General features: G+C 71.2%; 17 protein-coding genes, 1 rRNA gene and 1 pseudogene. 10 read left to right on the plus strand and 9 right to left on the minus strand.

Annotation, left to right across the window (positions count from 1 at the left end; genetic code table 11):
* A 16S ribosomal RNA gene (locus tag ACWD35_RS02705) occupies positions 1–88 on the minus strand; the annotation flags it as partial.
* A 552-nt stretch (positions 89–640) separates the two neighbouring features.
* On the opposite strand from ACWD35_RS02705, the gene ACWD35_RS02710 reads away from it, so the two are divergent.
* On the plus strand, positions 641–1,090 hold the full coding sequence (locus tag ACWD35_RS02710) for a PTS sugar transporter subunit IIA (RefSeq protein WP_451349329.1): 450 nt from the start codon (positions 641–643) through the stop codon (positions 1,088–1,090).
* 78 nt (positions 1,091–1,168) lie between these two features.
* Entirely contained in the window at positions 1,169–2,839 is a 1,671-nt protein-coding gene (gene ptsP, locus ACWD35_RS02715) for a phosphoenolpyruvate--protein phosphotransferase (RefSeq protein ID WP_451349330.1), read from the plus strand.
* A 69-nt stretch (positions 2,840–2,908) separates the two neighbouring features.
* Here ptsP and ACWD35_RS02720 read toward each other — a convergent pair whose 3' ends face one another.
* Both ACWD35_RS02720 and ACWD35_RS02725 read right to left on the minus strand, forming a co-directional pair.
* Entirely contained in the window at positions 2,909–3,802 is an 894-nt protein-coding gene (locus ACWD35_RS02720; RefSeq protein ID WP_451349331.1) for a hypothetical protein, read from the minus strand.
* Between the two features lie 126 nt (positions 3,803–3,928).
* Positions 3,929–5,896, minus strand: coding sequence for an acetoacetate--CoA ligase (locus ACWD35_RS02725; RefSeq protein WP_451349332.1), 1,968 nt, complete (start codon positions 5,894–5,896; stop codon positions 3,929–3,931).
* Between the two features lie 214 nt (positions 5,897–6,110).
* Here ACWD35_RS02725 and ACWD35_RS02730 point away from each other — a divergent pair, with 214 nt between their 5' ends.
* Positions 6,111–8,471 carry a glycoside hydrolase family 31 protein gene (locus ACWD35_RS02730; protein WP_451349333.1) on the plus strand — a complete coding sequence of 787 codons (2,361 nt, stop codon included), beginning with the start codon at positions 6,111–6,113 and terminating at the stop codon, positions 8,469–8,471.
* Between the two features lie 10 nt (positions 8,472–8,481).
* Here ACWD35_RS02730 and ACWD35_RS02735 read toward each other — a convergent pair whose 3' ends face one another.
* A complete protein-coding gene (locus ACWD35_RS02735; protein ID WP_451349334.1) occupies positions 8,482–9,015 on the minus strand; it encodes an NUDIX domain-containing protein in 534 nt (177 codons plus the stop codon).
* Between the two features lie 165 nt (positions 9,016–9,180).
* On the opposite strand from ACWD35_RS02735, the gene ACWD35_RS02740 reads away from it, so the two are divergent.
* The 5 genes from ACWD35_RS02740 to glpK all read left to right on the plus strand — a co-directional run bounded on the left by ACWD35_RS02740 (position 9,181) and on the right by glpK (position 15,340).
* Entirely contained in the window at positions 9,181–9,627 is a 447-nt protein-coding gene (locus ACWD35_RS02740; protein ID WP_451349335.1) for a Zn-ribbon domain-containing OB-fold protein, read from the plus strand.
* On the plus strand, positions 9,624–10,814 hold the full coding sequence (locus ACWD35_RS02745) for a lipid-transfer protein (protein ID WP_451349336.1): 1,191 nt from the start codon (positions 9,624–9,626) through the stop codon (positions 10,812–10,814). Before ACWD35_RS02740 ends, ACWD35_RS02745 begins: the two co-directional genes overlap by 4 nt.
* A 132-nt stretch (positions 10,815–10,946) precedes the next feature.
* The gene (locus ACWD35_RS02750; protein WP_451349337.1) at positions 10,947–12,596 is read left to right on the plus strand and encodes an EAL domain-containing protein; all 1,650 of its coding nucleotides are present in this window, start codon (positions 10,947–10,949) and stop codon (positions 12,594–12,596) included.
* A 349-nt stretch (positions 12,597–12,945) separates the two neighbouring features.
* On the plus strand, positions 12,946–13,695 hold the full coding sequence (locus tag ACWD35_RS02755) for an MIP/aquaporin family protein (protein WP_451349338.1): 750 nt from the start codon (positions 12,946–12,948) through the stop codon (positions 13,693–13,695).
* A 124-nt stretch (positions 13,696–13,819) separates the two neighbouring features.
* The gene (glpK, locus tag ACWD35_RS02760) at positions 13,820–15,340 is read left to right on the plus strand and encodes a glycerol kinase GlpK (protein ID WP_451349339.1); all 1,521 of its coding nucleotides are present in this window, start codon (positions 13,820–13,822) and stop codon (positions 15,338–15,340) included.
* 97 nt (positions 15,341–15,437) lie between these two features.
* On the opposite strand, the gene ACWD35_RS02765 is transcribed toward glpK, so the two are convergent.
* Genes ACWD35_RS02765 through ACWD35_RS02785 form a run of 5 tightly spaced genes read right to left on the minus strand, consistent with a single transcriptional unit; the run spans position 15,438 to position 23,318 of the window.
* Positions 15,438–16,043: a GTP-binding protein gene (locus tag ACWD35_RS02765; RefSeq protein ID WP_451349340.1), complete on the minus strand. Its 606-nt coding sequence runs from the start codon at positions 16,041–16,043 to the stop codon at positions 15,438–15,440.
* Positions 16,024–19,662: a hydantoinase B/oxoprolinase family protein gene (locus ACWD35_RS02770; RefSeq protein WP_451349341.1), complete on the minus strand. Its 3,639-nt coding sequence runs from the start codon at positions 19,660–19,662 to the stop codon at positions 16,024–16,026. The genes ACWD35_RS02765 and ACWD35_RS02770 overlap by 20 nt, the downstream gene beginning before the upstream one ends.
* A 24-nt stretch (positions 19,663–19,686) precedes the next feature.
* Positions 19,687–20,082: a DUF742 domain-containing protein gene (locus ACWD35_RS02775; RefSeq protein WP_451349342.1), complete on the minus strand. Its 396-nt coding sequence runs from the start codon at positions 20,080–20,082 to the stop codon at positions 19,687–19,689.
* A gap of 9 nt (positions 20,083–20,091) precedes the next feature.
* Complete coding sequence (locus ACWD35_RS02780) at positions 20,092–20,523, minus strand: roadblock/LC7 domain-containing protein (RefSeq protein ID WP_451349343.1); 432 nt, start codon at positions 20,521–20,523, stop codon at positions 20,092–20,094.
* Complete coding sequence (locus ACWD35_RS02785) at positions 20,520–23,318, minus strand: nitrate- and nitrite sensing domain-containing protein (RefSeq protein ID WP_451349344.1); 2,799 nt, start codon at positions 23,316–23,318, stop codon at positions 20,520–20,522. The genes ACWD35_RS02780 and ACWD35_RS02785 overlap by 4 nt, the downstream gene beginning before the upstream one ends.
* 419 nt (positions 23,319–23,737) lie before the next feature.
* On the opposite strand from ACWD35_RS02785, the gene ACWD35_RS02790 reads away from it, so the two are divergent.
* Together ACWD35_RS02790 and ACWD35_RS02795 are read left to right on the plus strand one after the other, a co-directional pair.
* Positions 23,738–24,271: a hypothetical protein gene (locus ACWD35_RS02790; RefSeq protein ID WP_451349699.1), complete on the plus strand. Its 534-nt coding sequence runs from the start codon at positions 23,738–23,740 to the stop codon at positions 24,269–24,271.
* 57 nt (positions 24,272–24,328) lie between these two features.
* Positions 24,329–24,853, plus strand: a pseudogene (locus tag ACWD35_RS02795) (GMC oxidoreductase); the annotation flags it as partial.
* Between the last annotated feature and the right edge of the window lie 2 nt (positions 24,854–24,855).

Below are 24,855 nucleotides of genomic sequence, written 5' to 3' on the forward strand. Positions count from 1 at the left end.
TCCACCCCGAAGGGCTTCATCGTTCGACTTGCATGTGTTAAGCACGCCGCCAGCGTTCGTCCTGAGCCAGGATCAAACTCTCCGTGAATGTTTACCGGTAATCCGGTCGAACACCACGAGAGCGGAACCACCGGAGGAATAATCCGGCGGTTCACAGCGTCCTCGCTGTGTTTTTTCAAAGGAACCTCGTCCCAGCCGTGATGGCCGGAGACGGGGTATCAACATATCTGGCGTTGATTTTTGGCACGCTGTTGAGTTCTCAAGGAACGGTCGCTTCCTTTGTACTCACCCTCTCGGGCTTTCCTCCGGGCTTCCCTTCGGTGTTTCCGACTCTATCAGGGTTTTTCCCTCTCTCTGACCACCACCCTGCAGGCATGCAGAAGGTGACCCCGAGAAAGGATCTGACGAGTTTGAGTTCTGCTGAGTGATGACGCTTTCGCGTCGCTCCGTCTCAAGCAGGAGTACGACTGTACACGGAGCCGTGAAGCGCGTGCAAATCGAGGGGGTTGGTGGTCTAGACCACTAGGTGGTAGCTTCCATACGGAACGGCCACTTCATCTGACATACCCTGCTGCTCAGTGTGCCGTCCGGGACCGTCAGTGACGGCGCCCTGTGCAGCTCCACTCCTGGGAGGCTTCCCATGACCACCGTGACGTCCCCGCTCGCTGGACGCGCCATCGGACTGGCCGCCGTGCCGGATCCGGTCTTCTCCGGGGCCATGGTCGGCCCGGGCACCGCGATCGACCCCGTACGTGAGCCCTCCGAGGCGGTGTCGCCCGTCGACGGCATCATCGTCTCCCTGCACCCGCACGCCTTCGTCGTGGTCGACGCGCATGGCCACGGCGTGCTCACCCACCTCGGCATCGACACCGTCCAGCTCAACGGCGAGGGCTTCGAGCTACTCGTCAGCAAGGGCGACACCGTCACGCGCGGTCAGAGCATCGTGCGCTGGGACCCCGCCGCCGTGGAGGCCGCGGGCAAGTCCGCCATTTGCCCGATCGTCGCACTCGAGGCCACGGCGGAGTCCCTCTCCGATCTCCGCGACAGTGGCGACGTGAAGGCCGGCGACAGCCTCTTCGCCTGGAACTGACGGCGGTGCCGTCCTACGGCGGCGAACACGACAACCACCGCGGCGGCGGGGTCTGCCGCACTATCGGAGACGGGTGAGATGGAGACAACGCTGCAAGGCGTCGGTGTGAGCCACGGCGTGGCGATCGGCGAGGTCCGGCACATGGGAACCGCGGTGCTGGAGCCGCCGGCGAAGCAGATCCCGGCTGAGGAGGCGGGGCGCGAGCAGGGGCGCGCTCGTCAGGCCGTCGGCGCAGTGGCGGCCGACCTGATGGCACGCGGCAACCTGGCGGGCGGCGAGGCCCAGGCGGTGCTCGAGGCGCAGGCGATGATGGCCCAGGACCCCGAGCTGATGGCGGACGTGGACCGGCGGATCGCCGTCGGCAGCACGGCGGAGCGTGCCGTGTACGACGCGTTCGCGGCCTACCGTGAGCTGCTGGCCGGTGCGGGTGAGTACCTCGCCGGTCGCGTGGCCGACCTCGATGACGTGCGGAACCGTATCGTCGCCCGGCTGCTCGGGGTGCCGATGCCCGGTGTCCCGGACAGTGACGAGCCCTATGTACTCGTGGCCCGCGATCTCGCACCGGCCGACACGGCGCTGCTGGACCCGGCCCTCGTGCTCGGTTTCGTCACCGAGGAGGGTGGACCGACCAGCCACAGCGCGATCCTCGCGCGGGCGCTTGGCGTTCCCGCGGTCGTGGCGCTGCCGGGTGCCGTTGAGCTGGCGGAGGGCACGGTGATCGCCGTGGACGGCAGCACCGGCGATGTCTTCGTGAACCCGAGCGCCGAGAAGAAGGCCCAGCTGGAGGCTGCGGCGGCCGAGCGCAAGGCCGCGCTGGCCGCCTCGATCGGGCCAGGTGCCACCGCCGACGGCCACAAGGTGCCGCTGCTGGCCAACGTGGGCGGGCCGGTGGATGTGCCCGCCGCCGTGGAGGCCGGGGCCGAGGGTGTCGGTCTGTTCCGTACCGAGTTCCTGTTCCTGGACGACAGCAAGAACGCGCCGTCCGAGGAGAAGCAGGTCGAGTCCTACCGCCAGGTGCTGGAGGCGTTCCCGGAGGGCCGGGTCGTCGTACGGGTGCTGGACGCGGGTGCGGACAAACCGCTCGACTTCCTGACGCCGGCGGACGAGCCGAACCCGGCGCTCGGCGTGCGGGGCCTGCGGACGCTGCTCGACCACCCCGAGATCCTGCGCACGCAGTTGACCGCGCTGGCGAAGGCCGCCGAGGGGCTGCCCGTCTACCTCGAGGTCATGGCGCCCATGGTGGCGGACCGTACCGACGCCAAGGCGTTCGCGGACGCCTGCCGTGCCGCAGGGCTACGGGCGAAGTTCGGCGCGATGGTGGAGATCCCGTCGGCCGCGCTGCGGGCGCGGTCCATCCTGCAGGAGGTCGAGTTCCTGTCGCTGGGGACCAATGACCTCGCGCAGTACACGTTCGCGGCGGACCGGCAGGTGGGTGCGGTGGCGCGGCTGCAGGACCCGTGGCAGCCCGCGCTGCTCGACCTGGTCGCCCTGTCCGCCGAGGCGGCCAGGGCCGAGGGCAAGAGCTGCGGTGTGTGCGGCGAAGCCGCGTCCGACCCGCTGCTGGCATGTGTGCTGACCGGTCTGGGTGTCACCTCCCTGTCCATGGGTGCGGCGTCGATTCCTTACGTCCGGGCGACGCTGGCGAAGTACACGCTGGCCCAGTGCGAGCGGGCCGCCGCGGCTGCTCGTGCCGTCGACAGCGCCGATGAGGCGCGCAGCGCGGCTCAGGCGGTGCTGTCCGGCGAGTAGTCGTAGCGGCGCGCCCGGTCTGCCGGGTTCAGGGGCGTCCCGCCTTCGGGTGGGGCGCCCCTGCTGCGTTCAGTGGCGGTGTCCCGGTGCCGTGTCCTCCTCTCCGAGGCCGGGTGGCGCGCAGTAGTCGACGCCGGACTCCGGGGCGATGAGGTCGCCCGATTCGGCGTCGGTGCAGTAGGCGTCGAAGACCTCGGAGGCGGTGAGGGGTTCGAGGTGGCCTCCGCGCAGCCGCCAGCCGTACACCCGGTCGGCCGTACCTGGCGCGCTGGTGCGGATGACGAGGCCGCCTGGGCTGCGGGTCGCGAGTCCGAGGGCGAGGACGCTGGTGAATTCCAGGACTTCGGCTTCGTCGAGGCAGGTGTTGCCTTCGCCGTCCCGGTCGCCGTGCAGGACGGAGATGAGGGTTTCCGGTGGTCCGGAGACGCTGCAGACGAGGTGCCGGTCGCCGGGCGGGGCGGTGTCGAGGATGCGGATGAGGAGGTCGGAGGCGCGGGTGAAGGCCGCGCGGCCGATGTCCTCGCCGCAGGTGGGGCAGGGTCCCAGGCGGGTCAGCAGGGTGGTGGCGTACTCCCAGGTGGCCTGGCGCACGGCCTCGTCGACGAGGACGGGCAGGAGCGTGGCGAGGGGGCGACCGTCGTAGGGGATGGTGGGTCCGGTGGCCGCGAGTTCCGCGGTGAAGCGGGTCCGGCTCGCCGGTGCCTCGGGGTCGAGTCCCGTGCCCGCGCAGAATTCGGCGTATTCCTCCGGGTCGAACAGGGCGAGTGTGGTGTGGCTGCCCTGTGCGGCGCGTGTCTTGAGGAGGGCCTCCACCTGCTGGAGGTAGGTGGGATGGTCGTCGAAAATGAAGCTGCGGTAGCGCCGCATGGCGCGGAAGTCGTGCTCGTCGGTGAGCAGGCCGATGGTGCCGGCGATTTCGCGGCGCAGGACGCGTCGCATGGTCGAGTGGTCGGTGTGCGCCATGTTTCCCCCAGTCGCGCAGTCGATCAATGCTCACTCACCGTAACCGGCGGCACTGACAACGGGTCCGGCCCTGGACCTCGCCGCGGTGTTCGGCGAGGTCCAGGGCCGGTTGTGGCTGGGGACGGGTCAGGCGCGCTTGCGGGCCAGTTCCTCGTAGAAGCCGAGCAGGGAGAGGTTGTCGATGGAGCCGGGGTTGACGGCCTTCTCCAGCGGGGTGCCCTGCAGGAGCCGCTTGACCGGGACCTCGATGCGCTTTCCGGTGAGGGTGTGCGGGATGCCGGGGACCTCGATGACCTCGTCGGGGACGTGGCGTGGTGAGAGCTGTTCGCGAATGGCCTGCTTGATGCGGGTCAGGAGCGCCTCGTCCAGGACGGCGCCCGGGGCGAGGTGGACGAACAGCGGCATCCAGTAGCCGCCGTCAGGCTGTTCGATGCCGATGACGAGGGATTCTTTGATCTCGGGCAGGCGCTCGACCACCTCGTAGATGTCGGCCGAGCCCATGCGGACGCCCTGCCGGTTGAGGGTGGAGTCGGAGCGGCCGTGGATGATCACCGTGCCGCGCGAGGACAGGGTGATCCAGTCGCCGTGGCGCCAGACGCCGGGGTAGGTGTCGAAGTAGCTGTCGTGGTAGCGGCTGCCGTCGGGGTCGTTCCAGAAGCGGATCGGCATGGAGGGCATGGGGTTGGTGACGACCAGCTCGCCCACCTCGTCCACGAGAGGCTTGCCGCTGGGGTCCCAGGACTGCAGGTCGGTGCCGAGGCCGGGCGCCTGGAGTTCGCCGGTGTACACGGGGAGGGTGGGTACGGCTCCGGCGAAGCAGGAGCAGACGTCGGTGCCCCCGCTGACGGAGGCGATCCACAGGTCGTCGCGGACCTCGTCGTGGAGCCAGCGGAATCCGTCGGGCGGCAGGGGTGAGCCGGTGGTGGCGACGCACTTGACCTTGGAGAGGTCGAAGTCGCGGGAGGGGTGCACCCCTGCCTTGCGGCAGGCCATGACGTAGGCGGCCGAGGTGCCGTAGAGCGTGGCTCCGGTGCGCTCGGCGATGCGCCACTGGGCTCCGGTGTCGGGGTAGCCGGGGCTGCCGTCGTACAGAACGATCGTCGTTCCGGTGAGCAGGCCGGAGACGAGGAAGTTCCACATCATCCAGCCGGTCGAGGTGTACCAGAAGAAACGATCCTCGGGGCCCAGGTCGCAGTGCAGGCCGAGCTGCTTGAGGTGCTCGACGAGGATGCCGCCCTGGGACTGGACGATGGCCTTGGGCAGGCCGGTGGTGCCGGACGAGTACAGCACCCACAGGGGGTGGTCGAACGGGACCTGTTCGAAGACGGGCTCGGTGTCGGCCGCGGTCAGTGTCGGCCAGTCCAGGGCGCCCTCGGGTGCCTCGGTGCCGAGGAGCGGGATGTGCACGACGGCGCGCAGGGTGGGCAGCTCGCGGCGCAGCTCGGCGACGATCTCGCGGCGGTCGTGCTCCTTGCCGCCGTAGCGGTAGCCGTCGACGGTGAACAGGACGACGGGTTCGACCTGCTGGAAGCGGTCGAGGACGCTGCGGGCTCCGAAGTCGGGGGCGCAGGAGGTCCAGACGGCGCCGACGGCTGCCGTGGCGAGGAGGGCGACGACGGCCTCGGGAATGTTGGGGAGGTAGCCGCTGACTCGGTCGCCGGGGCGGACGCCGAGCTTGCGGAGTTCCGCGGCCAGGGAGCCGACCTGACGGCGCAGTTCGGACCAGCTCACCGGGCGCGGCTCGTGGGTCTCGTCGACGTGCAGGAGGGCGGGTTCGTCCTCGCGGCCGGCCGCGGCGCGCAGGGCGTGCTCGGCGTAGTTGAGGGTGGAGCCGGGGAACCACTGGGTGCCCGGCATCGAGCGGTCGCCGAGCACGCGCGCGTAGGGGGTCGAGAACCGTACGTCGAAGAACTCGGTGACGGCTTTCCAGAAGGTCTCGAGCTGGTCGACGGACCACCGGTGCAGGGCCGGGTACCCGCCCTCGGCGGGGGCGCCGTGGTGCTCGGCGGCCCAGGCCTGGAACTGGGTGATGCGTGCCTGGGCGATCCGCTCGGGATCGGGCTGCCAGAGCGGCTGGGGGTTCGCGGTCGACATGGGGCGGCTCCCGGGCTGTGCGCGTCGTGTGCGTCGGTCCGCGCACGGGCTGGGGTGTGCGCGTGACGCGGCTGACAGGGACGATGCCATGTGATCGACTTCTACACCAGGGTGCGCCTCACATAGTCCGTGTCATGAAGATGTGGACCCAGCACGGGTGAACGGCAGTTGAACGACACGCGCGCGTGGGGCGGTCAGTGGCAGGGTGAGCAGCATGGACGGTCGTGACCTGGTGCGTTCGGTGAGTGTGATCGGTTCGGGAAAGGCAGCTGGGGGGTTGCGCACCGTAAGGGCAGCGTGGCGCAGGAGGCGTATCGACGCGGCCGGGCTGCCGCCGCGGGGGGCCGAGCGGGCACGGGTGCCGGGGCAGGTGCGGGAGGTGGAGCCGGGGCCCGGGGGCGGCCTGATCCGCTTCGGCCGGTCGGAGCTGCGGATCACCGTGGCGGTCAACGGTGCCGTCTTCTGGGGCTGGGACGGGGCGGGTCCTGAGCCGTCGTACGCGCTCGCCGGGAGCTGTCCCGAGCCGGATCCGCGGGCGGTCCTGGAGCCGGACAAGAACGGCGGCTGGCGGGTCGTCGCCGAGCGGGTGACGGTCGTCGTCTCGCGGCACGGCGCGGTGCAGGTGTGCACGCCCGGTGGGGTGACCCTGCGCCGGGACATGCCGCCGCGCTGGTGGGAGCCGGTCGGCGGGGGTGAGGCGCGGTGGATGCAGCGCTCGGAAGTGGCGGCGGACGCCCGGTTCTTCGGCCTGGGCGGGCGCGCCGGCGGGCCCCGGCTGCGGGACGGCACGTACCGGCTGTGGAACACCGATCCGGGCCGGGCGTTCGGGCCGGGCGACGATCCGCTCTATCTGACCATGCCGGTGCAGCTGGTGGTGGCCGACGCCGCCGCGCATCTGGTGTTCCACGACACCTCGTGGGACGGCACGGTGACCCTGCGGGAGGGCGAGGAGGGAGCCGGGTCCGGGCACGACCGGGCGGGGCGCTGCGAGGTGCGGATGGACGGCGGTCCGCTGCGCTGCTGGGTGGTGGTGGGCACTCCCGCGCGCGTGCTGCACACGTGGGCGTCGCTGACCGGGGCACCCGCGGTGCCGCCCGCGTGGGCGCTCGGCCACCATCACGCGCGGTGGGGTTTCGGCAGCGAGCAGGAGGTGCGCCGAATCGTTTCGGGCTACCGGGAGCGCGGTCTGCCGCTCGACGCCGTCCACCTGGACATCGACCACTACGAGGACCATCAGGTGTTCACGGTCGACCAGGAGCGCTTCCCGAAGCTGCCCGCGCTCGCGGAAGAGCTGCGCCGGGACGGGATCCGGCTGGTGTCCATCGTCGATCCCGCGGTGAAGGCCGAGCCCGGCAATGCGGTCTACGACAGCGGTTCGGCCGTGGACGCGTTCGCGCGGGACGCCTCGGGGCGGACGGTGCGGGGTGTGGTGTGGGCCGGGGAGTCGGTCTATCCGGACTTCACGCACGCGCGCGTGCGCAAGTGGTGGGGCGGGCTCTACGAGGAGCGGCTGGGGCAGGGTTTCGCGGGCTTCTGGCACGACATGAACGAACCGGTGTCGTTCAACGCGTTCGGTGAGCCGACGTTGCCGCGTTCGACACGGCACGCCCTGGAGGGCCGCGGCGGCGACCACCGGGAGGCGCACAACGTGTATGCGCTGTGCATGGCGCGGGCGGGCTACGAGGGGCTGCGCGAGCTGTCTCCGCACGAGCGGCCGTTCCTGTTCTCCCGCTCCGGCTGGGCGGGGATGCAGCGCTACGGAGGCACGTGGTCGGGGGACGTGGCGACAGGCTGGCCGGGGCTACGCGCGTCGCTGTCGCTCGTCCTGGGGCTCGGGCTGTGCGGGGTGCCGTACTCGGGGCCGGACGTGGGCGGATTCGACGGCAGTCCGTCGCCGGAGCTGTACCTGCGGTGGTTCCAGCTGGGTGCCTATCTGCCGTTGTTCCGGACGCATGCGAGTCTGCGGGCGGGGCGCAGGGAGCCGTGGGAGTTCGGTGCCGAGGTGCTGGAGCACGCGCGTGTGGCGCTGCTCGGACGCCGGCGGCTGCTGCCGTACTTCATGACGCTGGCGCGGCTGGCCCGGCGGACCGGTGCGCCCTATGTGCGGCCTCTGTGGTGGGGGGCTCCGGAGGATCGCGCGCTGCGCGACTGCGAGGACGCGTTCCTGCTGGGCGACGGCCTTCTGGTTGCTCCGGTGCTGGATCCGGGTACCGACCGGCGTGCCGTGCAGCTGCCGCGGGGCCGCTGGTACGACACGGTGACGGAGGAGGCGTACGAGGGTCCGGGGCAGGTGCTGCTGGACGCGCCGCTGTCGCGGATACCGGTGCTGGCGCGGGCGGGTGCCGTGGTGCCCGTGCGCGGGGCGGACGGCGGGCTGGAGCTCGAGGTGTGGGCGCCCGCGCGGGGGCGGACGGGCGGCGGGCTGGTCGTGCCGGACGCGGGCGACGGGTGGGACGAGCCGGAGATCGAGCGCTACGTCGCCCGCTGGCAGGGCCGGCGGGTGGTGGTCACGCGGGAGCGGGAGGACGGCGCGAAGGAACCGTCCTACCCGGTGCGTGTGCGAGGGCTCGGCTGAGCGGTGGGGCTCAGTACCGGCCTTCGAACCATGCCTTGACGGCCACGGTGTGCAGCGGGAAGGCGAGCTCCTCGGGCCTGCGCAGCAGCTGCCAGCCCTCGGTCTCGTCGGTGGGGCCGGACGGCGGGAGGGCATAGGCCGGGCGTTCCGGGAGGAGTCCGAACAGCAGCAGATGCCCGTCGGGCGAACTCATGGCGTCCACGAGCCGTACGTCGCGGGGGGCGGCGTCGATGCCCGTCTCCTCCTTGAGTTCGCGGACGACGGCCTGCTTCCAGTCCTCCCGGTCGTCGATGTAACCGCCGGGCAGTGCCGTGCCCCCGCGCGCGGGGGCGATGGTTCGGGTGATGACGACCAGGGCGGTGCCCTTGGTGTCGTACACGGGCTGGAGCGCGATCGCGACCGGCAGCGGGTTGCGGTAGGCGATGGTGCCGCAGGAGGGGCAGGTGCGCGGCCAGCCGGAGACGCCCTCTCCATAGGGCGCTCCGCAGCTCGAACAGTGGGAGTCGGGCGCGGAGTTGGCAGTTGAGTGCTGAGTTTCGGACACGCGCGGACTGTATCCGATCACAGGAAGGACTTCTTCCGGAAGAGAGATGACAGGGATTGACAGGTCCGGGCGCGCCCCCGTTCGGTTCGCCGGGACGGCCTGCCCTTTTCCGCTCACCCGTGGCACACTCCTGACACATCGTCAGATCGCTTGCGGGGAGGCAATGTGTCGCGCATACGCACGCCCGCGGTCGCCGGCTGGTTCACCGGCGACGGGGACGACTTCCGGCTCCTGGGCACCCGCTGCTCGTCCTGCGCCACGGTGTTCTTCCCGCGAGAGGACGCCCACTGCCGCAACCCGTACTGTCCGGGCGGCGCCCTGGAAGAGTTCGCGCTCTCCCGCACGGGACGGATCTGGTCGTACACCGCCAGCCGGTACCGCCCTCCGTCACCCTATGTGAGCAATCCGGAACTTCCGTGGGAGCCGTACGCGTTGATCGCTGTGGAGCTGGCAGCCGAGCGGATCGTGGTGCTGGGACAGGCGGCTCCCGGGGTCACCGTCGCCGAACTGACGGTGGGCAGGGAGGTGGAGGTCGTCCCCGGAGTGCTGCACGAGGACGCGGAGACGACCTGGACGACCTGGAACTGGCGGCCGACGGGGGTGACGGCATGACGGCGGACGTGGCGGTGCTCGGGGTGGGCATGCACCCCTGGGGCAAATGGGGGCGCGACTTCGTGGAGTACGGGGCGACGGCGGCCCGCACGGCTCTCGCGGACGCCGGTCTCGACTGGCGGGACATCCGCTCGATCGTGGGCGCGGACACGGTGCGTGGCGGGTATCCCGGGTATGTGGCGGGGGCGACGTTCGCGAAGGCCCTGGGCTGGCAGGGAGCGCGGGTCGCCAGCGTGTACGCGGCCTGTGCGTCCGGGGCGCAGGCGATCGCCTCCGCGCGGGCGCAGATCCTCGCCGGGCTCGCGGACGTGGTGCTGGTGGTGGGGGCCGACGCCGCACCCAAGGGGTTCTTCCGGCCCGCGGGCGGAGACCGTCCCGAGGATCCGGACTGGCTGCGCTTCCGGCTGCTGGGCGCAACGAATCCGGCGTACTTCGGGCTGTACGCGCGGCGGCGGATGGCCGTGCACGGGGACACCCTCGATGACTTCGCACTGGTCAAGGTGAAGAACGCCGCCATGGGGGCGCTCAATCCGTATGCGCGCTACCGCAAGCGGGTGAGCGCCGAGGAGGTCGCCGCTTCCGCGGTGGTCGCCGATCCGCTGCGGCTGCTCGACATCTGCGCGACCTCCGACGGCGGTGCCGCCCTGGTGCTGTCGAGCATGGACTTCGCGCACCGGCACGGGGCGGCCCGGCCGGTGCGGATCCGGGCGGTGTCGACGGTGACCCCGTGCTTCCCGAACACGGTGCTGGACCTGCCGGACATCGCCACGGATTCCGCCGTCGCGGTTCCGCCGCCGGATGGGACCTTCCGGGCGTCCATCGCCCGGGCCGCGTACGAGGAGGCGGGCATCGGCCCCGACGAACTGTCCCTGGCGGAGGTGTACGACCTGTCCACCGCCCTGGAGTTGCAGTGGTACGAGGATCTGGGTCTGTGCGGTGAGGGCGAGGGGGCCAAGCTCCTGCGGGAGGGCGCGACGGGCCTCACGGGCCGTATACCGGTGAACGCCAGTGGCGGGCTCGCCTCCTTCGGGGAGGCCGTCCCGGCTCAGGCCATCGCCCAGGTCTGCGAGGTGACCCGGCAGTTGAGAGAGGCGGCAGGCGCACGTCAGGTCGCCGGGGCGCGCGTGGGGATCACCGCCAACCAGGGACTGTTCGGGCATGGATCGGCGGTCGTCGCGGTGCGCTGACCGGAGTCGGCGAGAGGGCGTGCGGCAGGTGGGGCTCATGAGGTTTTCGACGCTGTGTGACCACCCCGGAATCCTGCGTGAACGTCTCATGAACTGCGCCTGGGCGTACGCGGGCAGCGCAATCATGCTCCCGTGCACTCCTGGACGGATACTCTCCGCTTCGCCTTCCAGCCCGTCGTCAACCTGAGGACGGGCGCGGTCGCCGCACTGGAGACACTTGCCCGTCCGGAGTCCGGCGACATACTGGCCGAAGCCCGTCGGGACCCCGAACTCGACGCCAGGCTGACCGTGTTGGCGCTCCGCGCGGCGACACGCAAGGAAACGCTGCTGCCGCTGCACCTCAACGTGTTCGCGGCCACGCTCGCCGACCTGGGCGGCCTCACCCCGCTGCACGACGCCGTACGCGCGGCGGGGCGCCTGCCCTGGGAGGTGACGCTCGACATCGTGCCGCCCTACACCCATGTGCCCCAGCGGGCGCTGCTGGAGGCGGTGGCCGCACTGCGCGACCAGGGCTTCCGGATCAGCGCGGACGGAATCGGGGAGGGGGATGTACCCCTGAGGCTGCTCACCGACCTCTCCCCCGAGGTGGTCAAGCTCGACGCCTCGCTGCTGACGCGGCCGGCCGCGGTCCGGGCCATGCGCACACTGTGCGAACAGCTGGGCGCGTTGGTGGCGGTGGAGGGTGTGGAGTCCGAACTGCAGTGCGCGGCAGCCGTGTCGGCGGGCGCCCAGCTGGCTCAGGGCGAGCTGTTCGCGCCGCCGGCCCGGATTCCCGCCGCGGACGTGTACGTTCCGCCCGGCTCCGCCGGTTCCATGGCCATGCCCCGCTCCGGGCCCTCGGTGCGGGAGTTCGTGCGCCCCGCCGCCGTCCTGCCGGTCACCGCCTCGGCCGGGCAGGTACGGGCGCTGCTGACCGGCTCCCCGGACGTCTCCGGGGTGCTGCTGGTGGACCAGTCCGGGGTGCCCGTCCGATCGGTGCACCGCTCCCGCTTCCTGCTGTCCATGTCCGGGCGCTACGGGCACGCCCTGTACGCGGACCGCCCGGCGTTCAAGCTGGGCGACGCGCCGCGCACGGTCGGCGTCGACGCGACCGCCTGGGAGGTGCTGGACGTGGTTGCGATCGGCGGCCGGGACCGTACGTCGGACGACGTGGCGGTGGTCGACCGCCATGGCCGGTGCGTGGGCGTCGTACGGCTCGCGGACCTCGTGCGGGCGCTGGCCGAGAGCCGGGTGGAGGAGGCCGCGGGACTCAATCCGCTGACCCGGCTGCCCGGTTCGGACACGATCACGGACGAGGTGGACCGGCGCATCGCGGACGGCCGGCCGTTCGCGCTCAGCTGGCTGGACATCGACCACTTCAAACAGGTCAACGACGGCTCCGGGTTCGCGGCGGGCGACGAGCTGATCCGCTCGGTGGGGCGGGTGCTGCAGCAGGCCGTCTCGGGGCACGCGCGCGTGGGGCACATAGGCGGCGACGACTTCCTGGTACTGGCCGACGAGGAAGCGCTCGACGCGCTGGTCGCAGCGGTACTCGACGCCTCCTGGTCGGCCGACGGCCGGCCGGTCACGCTGTCCCTGGCGACCGTCGTGTGCGGACCGGGCAGCGTGGCCGACCACCGCCAGGCCGCCTCCCATCTCGCCCCGCTGAAGAAGGCGGCGAAGGCACTGGACGGCGCCAGCTGGGTGCTCGGGCGCGCGGGGCTCCCGGGGCACGAGATACGGCGCGGTTCCGGCACGGCGCCCGCCCGGGCGGGCTACGCCACGGCCGAGCCGGGTTGGTGAACGAGCTCTCCCGTATACGTTCATCGTGGCGCCTCCTGGGCAACAGGGCGTCAGGTGAGTCGCTGTCACCGTTGCCGTCGGCGACCTTGACGCCCCCCGGACGCCGGTGAACACTTCCCGGTGTCAGCCGACATCGCCGTACATTCGCGGCGTTATCAGGCACTGCGCCATGGATCTGCCCTGCTCCACGTCCCGTTCTCCTCAGGCGATTCCGGCTGCGACGGCACGCTCGTCATCGACGCCGGGCGGGGCGCGGACCCTCCCTGCCTTCGGCTGAAGTCGCCAAGGGAACCGTTCCTGCACGCAGGGCCGGGGCCGACCGCCCCGAGCCGACGCCTAGGGAGCCGCCATGAGCAACGGAGACATATTCGTCGGCGAAGTCATCGGCACCGCGATCCTGATCCTCTTCGGTGCCGGTGTCTGCGCCGCCGTCACCCTCAGGCACTCGAAGGCGCGAGCCTCGGGCTGGATCGTGATCGCGTTCGGCTGGGGTTTCGGGGTGCTCGCGGGCGCGTACACCGCCGCTCCCCTCTCCGGCGGGCAGCTGAACCCCGCGGTCACCATCGGCATCGCCGTGGACACGGGCAAGTGGGGGAAGGTCTGGGTGTACCTGCTGGGCCAGATCATCGGCGCGATGCTCGGCGCCGTTCTCGCCTACCTGGTCTACCTCGCCCAGTTCCAGGCCAACGTCCGCACGGAGGGCACGACCGAGGGCAGCGACGACGAACCCGTGCCCACGCTCGGCATCTTCTCGACCATCCCGGAGATCCGGAACCCGCTCGCCAACCTGATCACGGAGATCATCGCGACGGTCGCGCTCGTGCTGCCGATCCTCGCCTTCGGGCTGGTCAAGGGGCTCGGCGAGTCCGGCACCACCGTGCTGATCGTCTCGCTGCTCGTCACCGGCATCGGGCTCTCCCTCGGCGGGCCCACCGGCTACGCCATCAACCCTGCCCGTGACCTCGGCCCGCGCGTCGTGCACCACTTCCTGCCGATCCCGAACAAGGGCACGTCCGACTGGGGTTACGCCTGGATCCCCGTCGTCGGCCCGATGATCGGCGCAGTGCTCGCGGGCCTCGTCTACAACGCGGCCTTCTGACAGCGCTGCGCGGACGGCACGGCTCAGACAGCGCGGCTCGGTGCGACACGGCGCACCGCCCCCGAGATCCGCCCGCCCCGCGCCCCGACCCACAGCGACCCGACCCAGCGACCCAGGGACAGCCATGACGGACACAGCCGAGAAGTACGTCGCCGCCATCGACCAGGGCACCACGTCCAGCCGCTGCATCATCTTCGACCACGGCGGCGCGATCGTCGCCGTCGACCAGCGCGAGCACCGCCAGATCTTCCCGAAGCCGGGCTGGGTGGAGCACGACGCCACCGAGATCTGGTCCAAGGTGCAGGCCGTGGTGGCCGGGGCGCTCGCCAAGGCCGGGCTGCGCGCGGACCAGCTGAGCGCGCTCGGCATCACCAACCAGCGGGAGACGACGGTCCTGTGGGACCGCGCCACGGGCAAGCCCGTGCACAACGCCATCGTCTGGCAGGACACCCGTACCGCGGCCCTGTGCCGCGAACTGGGCGGCACGGACGGCCAGGACCGCTTCCGCGAGCAGACCGGGCTGCCGCTGGCCAGCTACTTCTCCGGGCCCAAGGCGGCCTGGCTGCTGGACCACGTGCCGGGCCTCAGGGAGCGGGCCGGACGCGGCGAGATCGCCTTCGGAACCATCGACTCCTGGCTGATCTGGAACCTCACCGGCGGCACGGACGGCGGCCGGCACGTCACCGACGTCACGAACGCCGGCCGCACCATGCTGATGAACCTCGAAACCCTCCAGTGGGACACCTCCATCCTCTCCGCCATGAACGTCCCCGAGGCAGTCCTGCCCGAGATCAGGTCCTCCGCCGAGGTGTACGGCACCGCCGTCGGGCAACTCGCCGGGGTGCCCGTTGCCTCGGCGCTCGGCGACCAGCAGGCCGCCGTGTTCGGGCAGGCCTGCTACGACGTGGGCACCGCGAAGAACACCTACGGCACCGGGAGTTTCCTGCTGCTCAACACCGGCGACCGGCCGGTGCCGTCCAAGAACGGGCTGCTGACGACGATGGGCTACAAGATCGGCACCGAGGCGCCGGTGTACTGCCTGGAGGGGTCCATAGCGATAACGGGCGCGCTGGTCCAGTGGTTCCGCGACCAGCTCGGGATCATCCGCAGCACCGACGAGATCGAGCCGCTCGCGGCGAGCGTCAAGGACAACGGCGGCGCCTACATCGTGCCCGCCTTCTCCGGTCTGTTCGCACCCTATTGGCGCTCCGACGCGCGCGGGGTCGTCACCGGGCTGACCCGGTACGTCACGAAGGCCCATCTCGCGCGCGCGGTGCTGGAGGCGACGAGCTGGCAGACCCGGGAGGTCGTGGACGCCATGTACCAGGACTCCGCGGTCCGGATCACCACCCTGAAGGTGGACGGCGGCATGACCAGGAACAACCTGCTCATGCAGCACCAGGCGGACGTCCTCGGCGTACCTGTGATCCGCCCCCGGGTGTCCGAGACCACCTGCCTGGGTGCCGCGTACGCGGCCGGTCTGGCGACGGGCGTGTGGAACGACCTCGACGAACTGAAGTCGCACTGGCAGAAGGACGCGGAGTGGACACCGGCGATGGAGGCGTCCGTGCGCGACCGTGAGTACGGCAACTGGCGCAAGGCCGTGGAGAAGAGCTTCGGCTGGCTCGAGGAGGGCGAGGCGTAGGAGCCGCGCGCCGAACGTCGCGCCACGCGCGCGTGGGCGCCTTCACAGGACCACGGCTCGTACCCCGGTCGGCGGGGGTGCGGGCCGTGCGCGCCGGTCAGCTCATGGCGACCTGGCGGCGGTCGGCCACGTACTCCATCGCATGCTGGACGACGCCGATGAGTACTTCCTTGACGGACTCCCGGTCGCGGGCGTCGCACAGCACGACGGGCACGTCGTCGTCCAGGTCGAGGGCCTGGCGGACCAAGGCGGCCGGGTAACGGTCGGCTCCCTCGAAGCAGTTGACGCCCACGACGAAGGGTATGGAGCGCCTCTCGAAGTAGTCGACGGCGGCGAAGCAGTCCTCCAGGCGGCGCGTGTCGGCGAGCACGACGGCACCGAGCGCGCCCTCGGACAGCTCGTCCCACATGAACCAGAACCGTTCCTGTCCCGGCGTGCCGAACAGGTACAGCACCAGGTCCTCGCGCAGGGTGATGCGCCCGAAGTCCATGGCCACGGTGGTGGTGCTCTTGCCCTCCACACCGCTGGTGTCGTCGACCGGCCGCCCGGCCTCGGTCAGCGACTCCTCGGTGCGCAGCGGCCTGATCTCGCTGACCGCGCCGACGAGGGTCGTCTTGCCCACACCGAAGCCGCCGGCCACCAGGATCTTGAGGGTGACGGGCTCGACCGGAGGCTTGGCTCGCTCAGAACGCCCGCAGATCATCGATCTCTTCTCCTGCTTCATGGGGGTCGGTCGACGGTCGGCCGTAGCCGCCGCCACCTGGGGTTTCGATGACGAGTACGTCGTCGGGGCCGACGTCCGCCGAACCGCTCGCGCCGAGGTCGGTGACCGTGCCGTCGGCTCGCTCCACCCGGTTGGCGCCGAGCCCGCCGGGGCCGCCGCCCGCCATGCCGTACGGCGGGACGCGGCGGTGCTGGGAGAGGGTGGAGACGGTCATGGGTTCGAGGAAGCGGATGCGCCTGACGGCGCCGTCCCCGCCGCGCCAGCGTCCGGTGCCGCCGCTGCCCCGCCGGATGGTGAACTCCTCCAGCCTGACGGGCAGGCGCCACTCCAGGACTTCGGGGTCGGTGAGCCGGGAGTTGGTCATGTGGGTCTGGACGACGTCGGCGCCGGGGAAACCGTCGCCGGCGCCCGATCCGGAAGCGACGGTCTCGTAGTACTGGTGGCGCTCGTTGCCGAAGGTCACATTGTTCATGGTGCCGGAGCCCTCGGCCTGGACGCCGAGCGCGGCGTACAGGGCGCCGGTGATGGCCTGGGACGTCTCGACGTTGCCGGCGACGACGGCGGCGGGAGGCTCGGGCGCGAGCATGGACCCGGGCGGCACGGCGATGTCCAGGGGGCGCAGACAGCCGTCGTTGAGCGGGATGTCGTCGGCGACCAAGGTACGGAAGACGTACAGCACGGCCGCGTTGACCACCGCGAAGGGGGCGTTGAAGTTGGTGGCGAGCTGTGCGGAGGTGCCCGTGAAGTCGATGGTCGCGCGGCGCTCGGTGCGGTCGACGCGCACGCGGACGCGGATGACGGCGCCCGCGTCGGTCTCGTAGGCGTACTCCCCGTCCTCCACCGCGTCGATGACGCGGCGGACCGCCTCCTCCGCGTTGTCCTGGACGTGCCGCATGTAGGCCTGGACGACGTCGAGACCGAACTCCTCGATCATGCGGCGGACTTCGTCCACGCCCTTCTGGTTGGCGGCGATCTGCGCCCGCAGGTCGGCGAGGTTGGTGTGCACGTTGCGGGAGGGGTAGGGCGCCTCGGCGAGCAGGCGGCGGGTCTCCTCCTCGCGGAGCCGGCCGTTCTGCGCGAGCAGCCAGTTGTCGAAGAGGACGCCCTCCTCCTCGATGGTGCCGCTGTGGGCGGGCATGGAGCCCGGGGCGATGCCGCCGATCTCGGCGTGATGGCCGCGCGAGGCCACGTAGAAGAGGATCTTCGGCTCACTCTCCGTGCCGGTCGCGGAGTCGGCGTCGAAGACGGGGGTGATCACGGTGACGTCGGGCAGGTGCGTGCCGCCGTGGTACGGGTCGTTGACGGCGTAGGTGTCGCCGGGCCGCATCGAGGCGCCACGGCGGCGGATGACCTCCTTGACGCTGGTGCCCATGGAGCCGAGGTGGACGGGGATGTGGGGGGCATTGGCCACCAGGTTTCCGTCCGGATCGAACAGGGCGCAGGAGAAGTCCAGGCGTTCCTTGATGTTGACGGACTGGGCCGTGGACTCCAGCCGGGCGCCCATCTGTTCGGCGATCGACATGAAGAGGTTGTTGAAGACCTCCAGCAGAACCGGGTCGGCTTTGGTGCCGAGATCGGAACTCTCTGTAATCGCCGCGCGTTCCATGACCAGATGCCCGTCGTCGGTCGCCGCGGCCCGCCAGCCGTCGTCGACGACGGTGGTCGCGCCGGCCTCCGTGATGATCGCGGGGCCGGTGACGGTCTCGCCGGGAGGAAGGGCCTCGCGGCGGTGGAGGGGTACGTCGCGCCAGGCGCCGCCGGTGTGGAGACGGACGGTGCCGGGGGCGGCCGGGTGGCCCTCGTAAGGGGCGAGGGCGGAGAGATCGGGGGGTGCGGTGATGCCGGTGGCTTCGACGGAGAGGGCTTCGACGACGATCGGGCGGTCGAGGGTGAAGGAGTACGTGGCGCGATGACGTTCTTCGAAGGCGTGCCTCATGGTGCCGGGCTCGGCCAGCTCGACGGTGAGGGTGGTGTCGGTGCCGTCGTAGCGCAGCTGGGCGCGCCGGGTGACCCGGATGCGGTCCTGCGGGACGTCCTCGGCGAGGAGTTCGGCGCGGGCAGCGCTCTCCAGGTCGTCGGCCGTCTCGCGGATGCCGGGCATCGAGGCGGCTTGCAAGGGTGCCTCTACGGACTGTTCGCGCATGGCCGTGGTGTCGGCGAGGCCGATGCCGAGCGCGGAGAGGACACCGGCCATCGGGGGCACGAGGACGGTGCGGATGCCGAGCGAGTCGGCGACCCTGCACGCGTGCTGGCCGCCCGCCCCGCCGAAGGTGGTGAGGGCGTAGCGGGTGACGTCGTGGCCCTTCTGGACGGAGATCCGCTTCACGGCGTTGGCGATGTTGGCGACGGCGATCTGCAGGTAGCCCTCGGCCACCTGCTCCGGGGTGCGGTCGTCGCCGGTGCGCTCGCGGATCTCGCGCGCGAGGGCGCGGAAGCGGTCGCGGACCAGAGCGGAGTCGAGAGGCTGGTCGCCGTCCGGCCCGAACACGGCGGGGAAGTACTCGGGCTGGATGCGGCCGAGCATCACGTTGGCGTCGGTGACGGTGAGCGGGCCGCCCGCGCGGTAGCAGGCGGGTCCCGGGTCGGCGCCCGCCGAGTCGGGGCCGACCCGGTAGCGGGAGCCGTCGAAGTGCAGGACGGAGCCGCCGCCGGCCGCTACGGTGTGGATGTCCAGCATGGGGGCGCGCAGCCGGACCCCCGCGATCTGGGTGGTGAAGACCCGCTCGTACTCACCGGCGAAGTGCGAGACGTCGGTGGAGGTGCCTCCCATGTCGAAGCCGATGACGCGGCCGAAGCCCGCGCGCTGCGACATGCGGGCCATGCCGACGATGCCGCCGGCCGGCCCGGAGAGGATCGCGTCCTTGCCGCGGAACTGTCCGGCCTCCGCCAGCCCGCCGTTGGACTGCATGAACATCAGCCGCACGCCCTGGAGTTCGTCCGCGACGTGCCGCACGTAGCGGCGCAGCACGGGCGACAGGTAGGCGTCCACGACGGCGGTGTCCCCGCGCGGTACGAGCTTCATCAGCGGGCTGACCTCGCTGGAAAGCGAGATCTGCGCGAAGCCGGTGCGGGCGGCGAGGTCGCCGATGGCCCGTTCGTGGGCGGGGTACAGGTGGCTGTGCAGGCAGACGACGGCGACCGCGCGGATCCCGTCGTCGTACGCCCGCTGGAGCGGACCCGCCAGGGCGTCCAGGTCGGGGGCGCGCAGGACCGTGCCGTCGGCGGCGACACGTTCGTCCGCCTCGACGACCCGCTCGTAGAGCAGCTCGGGCAGTTCGATACGGCGGGCGAAGATGCGGGGGCGGTTCTGGTAGGCGATGCGCAGGGCGTCGCGGAAGCCCTGGGTGATCACCAGGAGGGTGCGCTCGCCCTTCCGTTCGAGCAGCGCGTTGGTGGCGACCGTCGTGCCCATGCGGACGGCGTCGATGGGCTCCTTCGAGCCGTCGAGGAGTTCGCGTACTCCGGCGACGGCCGCGTCGGCGTAGCGTGCGGGGTTGTCGGACAGCAGCTTGTGCGTGAGCAGCCGGCCGTCAGGGCGACGCGCGACGACGTCGGTGAAGGTGCCGCCTCGATCGACCCAGAACTGCCAGCCTGTCACGTCACTACTCCGCTTCCGCGCCGGTCACAGCGCCCGGAGGCCGTTGATCACGTCGCGCAGAATACTCTCGTCCGGCAGCTCGGCCGGGGGGACCGGACGCGAGACATGGACGAGTTCGGCGTTCACGAGGTCGCCGATGAGCACGCGGACCACGCCGATCGGCAGATCGAGTTCCGCGGCGAGTTCGGCGACCGACTGCGGGGCGGTACGGCAGAATCCGACGATGTCCACGTGCTCCGGGGACAGCGTCTGGTCCGCCTCCGGATCACCCGCGTCGGGTTCGATGACGACCACCGCGATCACATCGAGGCGGTGCTGGGCCGCACTCGTGGTGCGGCCACGCGTCATGGCGTACGGACGGACGACCGGTCCGGCCTCGTCGTCGAACCAGTGGCTTGTTTCCTGACCGTCTCCGCTCATGTCATCCCACTACCCGCCCATGGCCACATCGGTGCGCGGAGCGGTGCCCAGGTGCACGCCGACCCGCTTGACCAGGAGCGTCATCTCGTAGGCGACCTGCCCGACGTCGGAGTCCGCGTCCGAGAGGACGGCGAGGCAGCTGCCGTCCCCGGCGGCGGTCACGAACAGGAAGGCGTCGTCCAGCTCGACCACGGTCTGCCGGACGCTGCCCGCCTCGAAGTGGCGGCCCACACCCTTGGCGAGGCTGTGGAAGCCGGATGCGACGGCCGCCAGATGCTCGCTGTCCTCCCTGGTCAAGTCCTTGGACACCCCCGTGGGCAGACCGTCGCCGGAGAGTACGACGGCCTTGCGGATGCTGGCGACCCGGTCGACAAGCTCGTCAAGGAGCCAGTTCAGCTCTCCCTTGTTCGTCGTGTGGCCGGTGGCCTTCGGTGCGGTCATCGACCGTCCCCCTTAGTCGTTCCTGGTGCTGTGCCGTTCTGGGCCCCGTCGCCCGCGGCGTTGTCCTCACGGCCGCGCTGCCAGCCGCGCTGGAGCGAGGCCATCCGGCTGCGGACCTCGTCGGCGTCGCGGTCGGCCACGGACCGGGGCTCGCGTTCGGCGCTCCGTTCGGTGTCCTGCTTCAGCTGCGGGGCCAGGCTGGCCTGTCGTACGCGCCGGGGCAGCGGCCGGGTGCCCGGCCCGGGTTCCGCGGTGGTGCCACCGGCAGCCGGGGCCTCCTCGCCCGGTCCGCCGGTCACGGCGGCGGCGTGCCGGGGCCGCCGGGGCAGCCCCGGGGTCCCGAAGGTCTCGTCGCCGCCCGGAGCGGGCAGGCGCCCCTCGGCACGGTCCGCGGGCCCGGGGGCGCTCGGGGAGGCGTCACCGCGTCGGCGGCTGGGCAGCGGGGCCAGTCCACCCGCGCCGGGCTGTTCCTGCGGTTCGCCGCGGCGGGAGCGCTGCTCGGTCACCGGCCTGCCATGGGAGCTGACCAGCTTGGGCGTCTGCCGCCGGGGCAGCGGTACGGGCCCGCCGACGGGCCCGCCGTCCTGCGTGTCGTCCCTGTGCGCGGAGGCAGGCTGCGGGCGGTCGCCGGGCCGGGAGGCGGCCTGGTCGTCGGCGCGGGAGCGGGAGCGGCGGGGGCGGAACAGTCCGCCGCGCTCGCTGTCCTGGTCCGTCAGGGCGCCGGGGAAGTCGTCGAGTCCGTCCAAGTGGACGGGCGCCTCCAGCTCGACCGGTCCGTCCAGCAGGGAGGTCGGCAGGCCGGGCAGCTGCACCGGTGCCTGGGCCCCGGCGATGGCGCGGCCCGCCGCAGGTTCGGCCTCCTTTGCGGGCCGGTCGCGGTCGAGGCGGAAGCCGATGCCGTTGGTGTCCGGTACGTCCTCCGTCAGCAGGGTGTCGGGGATGAAGAGGACGGCGGTGGTCCCGCCGTAGGGCGAGGGCTGGAGGGAGACCCGGACGTTCTGGCGCTGGGCGAGACGGCTGACCACGAAGAGGCCCAGCCGGTCGGTGTCGGAGAGTTCGAACTCGGGGGTCTCGGCGAGCCGCAGGTTGGCGTCCAGCAGTGCCTCGGCCGTCATGCCCAGACCCCGGTCGTGGATCTCCAGGGTGAAGCCGTTGGCGACGCGCTCGCCGAGGACCTGGACGGCGGTGTGCGGGGGCGAGAAGACCGTGGCGTTCTCCAGGAGTTCGGCCACGAGGTGGGTGACGTCGGCGACGGCCGGTCCGGTGACGGCGACGCGCGGCAGGCGCCGGACCTCGATGCGCTCGTAGTCCTCGACCTCGGCGACGGCGGCCCGGACGACGTCCATCAGCTGCACGGGGCGGCGCCACTGGCGCGAGGGTGCGGCACCGGAAAGGATCACCAGGCCCTCGGCGTGCCGGCGCATGCGGGTGGTGAGGTGGTCCAGGCGGAACAGGTCGGCGAGTTCGTCGGTGTCCTCGGTCCGGCGTTCCATGGTGTCGAGCAGCGTGAGCTGCTTGTGCAGCAGCACCTGGCTGCGACGGGCGAGGTTGACGAACACCTCGGAGACGCCCGCCCGCAGTTCGGCCTGCTTGACGGCGGCCTCGACGGCCGCCCGCTGCAGGGTGTTGAGGGCCTGGCCGACCTCGCCCATCTCGTTCTTGTCGTACTCCAGGCGTGGTACCTCGGTCTCCACGTCGACCTGTTCGCCGGCGGACAGGCGGCGCATCACGCTGGGCAGCCGGATGCCGGACGCCTCATGGGCCTCCAGCCGCAGTTGCCGCAGATCACGGATGAGACCGCGGCCGACGCGGACGGACACGACGATGGAGAACACGACGGCGATCAGGCCGAGGAGGCCCGCGACGACAGCCTGCACGATGACGCGCATGGCCGCGGGGCGTACGCGGCTCTGGAAGTGGTCGTTCGCCTGGTCGTCGAGAGCGCCGAGTTCGTCTAGGGCGCCGGCCGCCGCGGAGTCCCAGCTCTTCGCGGTGACCCCGCGGGGGGTTCCGGGATCGCTTCCGGTGATGGTCTGTTCGGCCACGTGCAGCCCGGCGGTGGTGGCGTTCTTCCAGAAACGTTCGTAGCGTTCGCGTTCCGCGGCGGGCAGCTGCGAAAGGCTGTCGGCGTACATCGTGGTGCGCTGGGTGATGAGGGTGGTGACCTCGCGGATCTCCTGGCGGGTCAGCGTGCCGACGACCAGGGAGGAGCCGACCAGTGCGTCCTCACGGGAGAGCGCCTCGCGGGCGGCGGAGACGCGGATCAGGGCGCGAGCCTGTTCGACCAGGTTGACGTCGTCGACCTGGTCGAGGGCGAAGAGCAGGATGTAACAGGCGTCGTCGAGCCGGTTGTACAGGTTGTAGGCCTGGGCGCGGGTGACCGTGCCCTCCTCGACGCTGCGGCGCAGCGAGTCGAGGCCCTGGAACGCGTCCAGCACGGTGGTGAGGCGGTCGCGCCCGTTCCTGTCGAGGCTGTCCTGGCTCTTGGCGTTCTTGCGGACCTTGGCGATCGCCCCGTCGGTGGCCGTGCGGGTGCGGTTGAGCGCCGAAACGGCGTCGGCGGCTCGCGGGTCGGCGAGGTAGAGGAGGGTCTGGCGGCGTTCCTGCTGAAGGGCGCGGATCGCGTCCTCGGTCGGATAGCCGATGTCCTGCATCTCACCGGACACATGGAACATCTTGGCGACTTCACGCCCTGTGATGACCGTCGCGAAGCCCCAGATCGCCGTCAGGGATACCAGCGGCACGAGAAGCAGCGCCACGATCTTCCGGCGGATCGACTTCCCGCGAAAGCGCATGGCCTCCCCCAGCTTGACCCCCGCCGGTCGGGGGCACACATGTCCGTCAACAAACGGCGCGAGCCTACTACCGCCCCACAGGTAACTCGAAGACATATCCGGAGTGTTAAATTCCGAACTGGTGGCAAGAGATGACGAGTTGTCCGGGCATTGCGGGAGATTGTCGCCGCAATTCGACCACCTGCGGCGGGACCTGTGACAGGAGCCCGGACAACTGGTTGGCTGGAAATTTTCGCCGGTGGGAATCTTCGGGAGCCGTCGTGCGTCCTTCTCTACAGGAAATGGGGGCGGAATCGGACACAGGAGCCGCATCCCGCATCCGGGCGGCGTAAAACAGCGCAAGCCGGGCAGCCACTGGGGAGTCGGAGTCTTCGGGCACCGGGGCGAGCGGTCTGCTGGCGGTGGGGAGTGACACGGTGATGGGCACGGCGGAGCGGCGCGAGGCGCCCGAGGAGAGCGTGGCGGAGCACTCGGCGAAGCGGCGGGGCCACGAGGCGCCGGATCGCGACATTTCGGCGCGTGAGCGCGCCCGAGGGTCCGCCGAGAGACAACAACAGCCGCAGTACCGGCCGTTGTGGGTCGAGGAGCCCGCGCGACGGCGCCGGCTGCCCGATCCGGTGCGTACGGCCGCGGTGCGGGCCGTACTGATCACCTCGGTGACGCTGATCCAGGCGATGGTGGCGTTCCTGTGCACGATGGCCGGGTCCTGGCTGGCCTTCCCGATGGTGATCAGCAGCGTGGTGAGCACGGTGGTGGCCACCTGGGCCGTGGTCGACGTGTGGGTGACCCGCCAGGTGTGGAACCAGCGCTACGGGGTCGTCTCCGAGCCGAGCAGCACGGCACGGGCACTGCGCCGGGAGCGGCGCGCCCGCCGGCACCAGGAGCGGTCCGCCCTCCGGGAGCAGGAGCGGATACCCGGCCGGGGCGGCACCGGGCAGCTGTCGCACTCCTGATCCCGGGCGCGGCACCGACCGTCACGGCGAGGCCGCGCTGCCACGGGCCAGTCGGGCGTCACGTTCGACATGAACACCGCGCGGTGGGGCTACCCGACCTCGGAGAACGCGTTCTGCCTGACGCCCAACGTGACGAAGGCGAAGTCACGGGGCACGGTGCGGCTGCGGACGCGGGACTACCGGGACAAGCCCAAGGTGGACCCGCGGTACTTCACGCACGAGCACGACGTACGGGTGATGACGTACGGCATCAGGCTCGCCCGGCGCATCGCCGCGCAGCCGGCGCTGAGCGGCTGGGCGGGCGCGGAACTGGCCCCCGGGCCGGACGTCCGTACCGACGACGAACTCCTCGACTACATCCACAAGACGCACAACACCGTCTACCACCCGTCCTGCACGGTGAAGATGGGCGCCGACGACGACCCCTCGGCCCCGCTCGACGCGCGGCTGCGGGTCAAGGGGGTCGAGGGGCTTCGGGTCGCGGACGGGTCGGTGATGCCCGACCTGATCGCCGTCAACCCGTGCATCACGACGATGATGATCGGGGAGAAGTGCGCGGATCTCTTGAAGGAGGACGCCTGACG

Source organism: Streptomyces sp. NPDC002671 (assembly GCF_053592475.1).

What these genes read in the sequence shown, in the direction of transcription:
- ACWD35_RS02755 (WP_451349338.1), top strand. Translation starts at nt 12,946, where the DNA reads ATGAGCAACGGAGACATATTCGTCGGCGAAGTCATCGGCACCGCGATC.
- ACWD35_RS02780 (WP_451349343.1), bottom strand. Translation starts at nt 20,523, where the DNA reads ATGACCGCACCGAAGGCCACCGGCCACACGACGAACAAGGGAGAGCTG.
- ACWD35_RS02765 (WP_451349340.1), bottom strand. Translation starts at nt 16,043, where the DNA reads ATGATCTGCGGGCGTTCTGAGCGAGCCAAGCCTCCGGTCGAGCCCGTC.
- glpK (WP_451349339.1), top strand. Translation starts at nt 13,820, where the DNA reads ATGACGGACACAGCCGAGAAGTACGTCGCCGCCATCGACCAGGGCACC.
- ACWD35_RS02720 (WP_451349331.1), bottom strand. Translation starts at nt 3,802, where the DNA reads ATGGCGCACACCGACCACTCGACCATGCGACGCGTCCTGCGCCGCGAA.
- ACWD35_RS02730 (WP_451349333.1), top strand. Translation starts at nt 6,111, where the DNA reads ATGGACGGTCGTGACCTGGTGCGTTCGGTGAGTGTGATCGGTTCGGGA.
- ACWD35_RS02710 (WP_451349329.1), top strand. Translation starts at nt 641, where the DNA reads ATGACCACCGTGACGTCCCCGCTCGCTGGACGCGCCATCGGACTGGCC.
- ptsP (WP_451349330.1), top strand. Translation starts at nt 1,169, where the DNA reads ATGGAGACAACGCTGCAAGGCGTCGGTGTGAGCCACGGCGTGGCGATC.
- ACWD35_RS02725 (WP_451349332.1), bottom strand. Translation starts at nt 5,896, where the DNA reads ATGTCGACCGCGAACCCCCAGCCGCTCTGGCAGCCCGATCCCGAGCGG.
- ACWD35_RS02745 (WP_451349336.1), top strand. Translation starts at nt 9,624, where the DNA reads ATGACGGCGGACGTGGCGGTGCTCGGGGTGGGCATGCACCCCTGGGGC.
- ACWD35_RS02790 (WP_451349699.1), top strand. Translation starts at nt 23,738, where the DNA reads ATGGGCACGGCGGAGCGGCGCGAGGCGCCCGAGGAGAGCGTGGCGGAG.
- ACWD35_RS02785 (WP_451349344.1), bottom strand. Translation starts at nt 23,318, where the DNA reads ATGCGCTTTCGCGGGAAGTCGATCCGCCGGAAGATCGTGGCGCTGCTT.
- ACWD35_RS02775 (WP_451349342.1), bottom strand. Translation starts at nt 20,082, where the DNA reads ATGAGCGGAGACGGTCAGGAAACAAGCCACTGGTTCGACGACGAGGCC.